Annotated in this window: 5 protein-coding genes; 2 read left to right on the forward strand and 3 right to left on the reverse strand. The window is 49.2% G+C overall.

Going from position 1 to position 5,272, the window contains the following annotated elements:
• Positions 1-96: 96 nt before the first annotated feature.
• Complete coding sequence (locus ACP5D0_RS03190; RefSeq protein WP_472364129.1) at positions 97-405, reverse strand: ArsR/SmtB family transcription factor; 309 nt, start codon at positions 403-405, stop codon at positions 97-99.
• A gap of 186 nt (positions 406-591) precedes the next feature.
• Here ACP5D0_RS03190 and ACP5D0_RS03195 point away from each other — a divergent pair, with 186 nt between their 5' ends.
• Positions 592-1,905, forward strand: a complete 1,314-nt coding sequence (locus ACP5D0_RS03195; RefSeq protein WP_472364133.1) for a S41 family peptidase — start codon at positions 592-594, stop codon at positions 1,903-1,905.
• A 6-nt stretch (positions 1,906-1,911) separates the two neighbouring features.
• Positions 1,912-2,493, forward strand: a complete 582-nt coding sequence (locus ACP5D0_RS03200; protein WP_472364130.1) for a DJ-1 family glyoxalase III — start codon at positions 1,912-1,914, stop codon at positions 2,491-2,493.
• Here ACP5D0_RS03200 and ACP5D0_RS03205 read toward each other — a convergent pair.
• Positions 2,462-2,617 (reverse strand): hypothetical protein, encoded by a 156-nt coding sequence (locus ACP5D0_RS03205; protein ID WP_472364131.1) that lies wholly within the window; start codon positions 2,615-2,617, stop codon positions 2,462-2,464. The two genes, ACP5D0_RS03200 and ACP5D0_RS03205, sit on opposite strands and share 32 nt — an antisense overlap.
• Before the next feature lie 166 nt (positions 2,618-2,783).
• Positions 2,784-5,156 (reverse strand): putative bifunctional diguanylate cyclase/phosphodiesterase, encoded by a 2,373-nt coding sequence (locus ACP5D0_RS03210; protein WP_472364132.1) that lies wholly within the window; start codon positions 5,154-5,156, stop codon positions 2,784-2,786.
• Between the last annotated feature and the right edge of the window lie 116 nt (positions 5,157-5,272).

The raw sequence follows: 5,272 nt of genomic DNA on the forward strand, positions 1-5,272 counted from the left end.
CGACTCACAAAGTTTGTGCAGAGATTGCGCAGAGCATAGGTTTCGCAGCAAGACGTTCTGTATAACAGGCTGCCTTGCAGAAAAAGTGGGACTGGGTTAAACCGGGCAAAAAGTTTGTTGCATGGCTTCCAGCAGGTTGAGTATTTGCGGGTCGCGGACCTTGCACAGTATGCGGCTGCCGTCACGGCGGGAAGTGATGATTTCTTTTTCGCGCAGAATGTCGATGTGCTGTGAAATATTGCTTTGGGTGGTGCCGACTTTGGAGACGATGTCCATGACGGGCATTTCACTGTCACCCAAGACACACAGAATTTTCAACCGCAATGGATGTCCCATGGCTTTTAAGGCTTTGGAGGCCTTTTCGATGTTTTCTTCTTTGATGGCTAGGGCGTTGACTTCTTCCATGTTTGTTTCACCGTTGTAGTTCTTTTGTTGGGGGGAAATGTGTTTAAATGACGGTCGTGATTTTAATTAAATAGTTCTCTAAAGTCACTTAAACATAACTTATAATGAAGTAAATTTATTTTTGTTGAAGAGAAACGCCTTTTGGAGTGAAGTGTGAAAGTAACCTGGGTTAAGAAAAGTTTTTGGATGTTTTACGGTGCGGTACTGGGCGCTACGGTGGTGGTCGGCACGTCGGTTTTGGCGGAAAACGAAGCGGAATCGAACCGTGCGCCTCAAGCCGTTTTGCCGCTGGAAGAATTACGATCGTTTGTTGAAGTGTTTGATCGTATTTCGACCGATTATGTCGAACCTGTCAAAAACGAAGCCCTGTTGGAAGGAGCGATCAGCGGGATGTTATCCAGCTTGGATCCGCATTCTGACTATCTGGCGCCTAAGAATTTCAAGAAAATGGAAGAGCATACCACCGGTGAATTTGGTGGTTTGGGTATGGAAGTCGGCATGGAAGACGGTTTTGTCAAAGTCATTTCACCGATTGACGATACCCCGGCGCAGAAAGCCGGTGTGAAGGCCGGTGATTTGATTATCAAACTCGGCGATGAACCGGTTAAGGGTAAAACATTGGCCGAAGCGGTTAAAATCATGCGCGGCAAACCCGGTTCGAAGATCAAGTTGACCATTGTGCGTCAAGGAGAGGATAAGCCCTTGGTGATCGAGCTGACGCGAGCGGTGATTAAGGTTAAAAGCGTTAAAGGACAGATGCTGAAGGATGGCATGGGCTATGTTCGCATCAGTCAGTTCCAGTTGCGCACCGGTGAAGATTTGGTGAAGACGATTGAGCAATTGGAAGAAGACAATAAAGGCGATTTGAACGGCTTGGTGCTGGATTTGCGCAATAACCCTGGGGGTGTTTTGCGTGCCGCAGTGGATGTGTCTAATGCGTTTTTAAATGGTGGCATGATTGTTTACACCAAAGGGCGCGTGCAGAACTCGGATATGGAGTTTTTAGCCGAGCCTGGGGATCTGATGAACGATAAACCGATTGTGGTGCTGATCAATGAAGGTTCGGCCTCGGCGTCGGAAATCGTCTCCGGTGCCTTGCAGGATCAGAAACGTGCCTTGATCGCCGGTCGTGCCAGTTTTGGTAAAGGTTCGGTGCAAACGTTGATTCCGTTGAACAACGGTGGGGCGATTAAAATGACCACGGCGCTGTATTACACGCCCGATGGCCGCTCGATTCAAGCCGATGGCATCCAGCCGGATATCGTCATCAATCAGGTCAAAGTGGAAAAACTGCAGGGCACCGACTTTGTCCGCGTGAAGGAAAAAGATTTGACCGGACACTTGAATGGCGAAAATGAAGCCAAACCCGAGAAAAAATTGAGTGAGGCTGAGCTGGCCAAACAAAAAGAGCTGGAAGAGCTCCTGTCGAACGATTACGAGCTGTATGAAGCCTTGAGTCTGTTGAAAGGCATGTATTTCACCCAGCAAATGAAACCGTGAGGGCGTATGACAAAACGTGCATTGGTTCCGTTGGCTCAAGGGTGTGAAGAACTCGAAGCCGTCACCCTTATCGATTTGTTGACGCGTGCGGGTGTCGAGGTGGTCACGGCAAGCTTAGATGAGGAACGTTTGATTACCGCCAGTCGTGGCGTGCAACTGGTGGCTCAGACCACCTTGGCCGAAGTTGAATCGGATCGGTTTGACGTGATTGCCTTGCCCGGCGGTTTGCCGGGTGCCAATCACTTGAATGCGGATCTGCGTTTGCAGCGTATGTTGCAGCAGACGGTGCAGCAAGGCGGCTATTCAGCCGCCATTTGCGCCGCGCCGAAGGTGCTGGTCACCGCCGGTTTATTGGCGGGTAAAAAAGCCACCAGCTTTCCGGGTGTGATTGAAAACCAACCGGCAGAAAATATGACGTTTGTGGATGCCGCTGTGGTTCAGGACGGTCAGATTGTGACCTCAAAAGGCCCAGGAACGGCCATTGCATTCGCGTTGACGTTGATCGAAAATCTACTCGGAAGCGAAAAACGCAACGAGGTTGAAAGCGGTTTGCAGCTCAGTGAAGCTGTTGACGCAGCTGTTTTTTAATCGCCTCGGCCAAGCGTTTAATCTGTTCATCGGTCAGGTGTGTTTCGGCTCCTTGTTTGGGAGCCTTCTGAATGGCCTTCAGGATCGCTGCCAGCGCGGCCATCTCATCGGTTGATTTGGGCATTTTAATGACTCACGTTGCTTTGTTCTTGCTTCTTGCCAGGCCTGGTGAATTTTCACCAGGCCTGGTCATTTCGAGTTAATCGGCGTGACTGCGTGGTTGTTAATCTTTTGTCGTTACCCTTCAGTCGCTACTCTTTAGAAGCTAGCCTTCCGTCGTTAATGCGTTGTTAACCCGTCGTTTGCAGACACTTTTGTTCAAACTGTTCGGCGTTTAACGGTCGGCTGAATAGATAGCCCTGTCCTTCGTCACACTCCAGTGACTTGAGAATGTCCAATTGATTGGGCGTTTCAATGCCTTCCGCTAAGACTTTGATACCGAGACTGTGCCCCATTTTAATGATGGCGCGGACGATGGAGCGTGCCTCTGGGTTCAGCTCAATGTCGTCGATAAAACTCTTGTCGATTTTAATGCGATCCACATTCAGATGTTTGATGTAGGACAAGGAAGAGTAGCCAGTGCCGAAGTCGTCGATGGAAATTTCCACGCCTTTGGTTTGCAACAGACTGAGTCCATTCGCACTTTCATCGGAACCGGTATGTTCGAGGTTTTTCATCATCACCGATTCGGTGACTTCAATGTCCATTTGATTGGGTTGCAATTGATGGCGTGTCAGGGTTTGTGCCACAAGGGTGGCAAAGTTCCCGGCCAGTAATTGGGTTGAGGAGGTGTTGACGGCGACTCTGGGCAGGGCGATTGCGCAATTTGACCAGGCCTGAAGCTGCTGTGCGGCGGTGTCCAGCACGAATTCGCCGATGGCGTTGATGAGACCGAATTTTTCCGCCAGCGGAATGAACTCCGTTGGCGGCACCATGCGATCTTCTCTCGGCCAGCGAATCAAGGCTTCGGCACCGACCAGTTTCAAAGTGTGCAGGTGGTATTGCGGTTGATAATGGACTTGAAACGCTTTATCACGTACCGCTGTGTGCAGGCTTTCTTCGATTTCATGCAGGTAGCTGAGTTGTTGACGCATTGTGTCCGAAAACCGGCAGTAGGGTGTTTGTTTGACCCGTTTAGCTTGGTACATGGCGTAGTCGGCGTGTTTGATCAGGGTTTCTTCCGTGTCGCCGTGCTCCGGGTAAGAGGCGATGCCGATACTGCAACTGACTTGATGGTTGGTGTGGTGGTGATCGTTAATGCGGCGGATCTGATGCGTCAGCTCATTGGCTAAACGAGTCAGTTGCTTGAGTGTCTGATGGGTGTGCAATAGAATGGCAAATTCGTCGCCGCCTAGGCGCGCGATAAAGGCTTCTTGCGGCAAGACTTCTTTAAACGCCTGTCCGGCATGGCGTAGAAAATCGTCGCCGGTATTATGGCCTAAATGGTCGTTGACCCATTTGAAGTCGTTCAAATCAATGTAAAAGAGGTGTAAGGGTCTTTCCGGGTGCTTTTGGATGCTGTTCTGGATGTGCTGGTTGAAAGAGTAGCGGTTCGGGAGGTTCGTCACGGCATCGTAATTGGCGGTGAAGCTCAATTGGTTTTGTGTGTGTTTCAGTTCGGTAATATCACTGAAAATAATCGAATAGTAGTTCTGCGGCAGTGTTTTGTCGTTAAATTGCGCGATGTCAATCATCATGAATTGATGTTTGTAATGCAGTGCCGCGCCTTCGCCGCGCCAGCGTTTGTGGATGGCGACCTGTTCCTGTATGGCTGCGACATCGAGTTGAAAAAAGGCTTTTTTCAACAGTTCCCAGATGGACAGGGTGCTGCCCAATTCATTGGCTAAGCGTAATTCGGTCAGTTTTTTATTGCTGATTTCAAGGTGGCCGTCTTCGTTAAAAATACCGATGGCTTCGTTTAAGTTATGCATCAAATTGCGATCCAGCAAAAGCTCATGTGTGCGCTGTAATACCCGTTCTTCTAAATGATCGCGCAGCGTCTGTTGGGTGCGGGCATAGCGCCGGAGCTGATCAATGGTCAGCAGTGCGATCACCACCAGACTGAAAATAATCGGCAGCGCCGCCCAGAGAATCAGGGTGTGCATATTGGCCAGCGTGTCGGCAAAGTGCGCTTCGGATTTCTCTGAAGCCGCTTCGTAATCCTGTTTGAGCTGTTCCAAAGTATTGAATACTTGGGTTTGTATCGGCAGGGTCACCTCCACCAGCTGTTTTAGGGCGGCTTCTTTCTGCTGATTCATCAGCAGCGAATAGACTTTTTCTTGATAGTGACGATTGCGCGTCATGATTTTGGCGGCTTCTTGCGTGATTTCAACCTGGGTGGGTGACTGTGCGTTTTTGCGTAAGGCTGAAAGGTTTTGGATGACCGTCTGTTCGTAACGGAACATTTCCATGTGCAGGCTGTCAATATCAAACAGGTCGTCGGCATTCAGCATGCGCACCATTAGGATGCTGCGGTGGGTGGCGGCATTGAACAGGGCGTCCAAGCTGGTTTGATACGCGGTGTTTTGCTGATGTTGTTTGAACGCATCGGCGATTTTGTGTCCGTAGTTGAAAAAAATAGCCGACGAAATGGCCACCAGAATAATAATCAGACTGTAGCCGACGGCCAGAAAATGAATGAAATAACGAGAATTCTTATACATAACGGCTATTCTGATAGAATCCATTTTAATATGCAATTTAAAAAAATTAATGCCGTTATCCAGCCCGGAAATTTCATAAATTTGCGCTAAGATCGCGCAGAATTTTGTTTTCACAA

The organism is Hydrogenovibrio sp., from assembly GCF_049975065.1.
GTDB lineage: Bacteria > Pseudomonadota > Gammaproteobacteria > Thiomicrospirales > Thiomicrospiraceae > Hydrogenovibrio.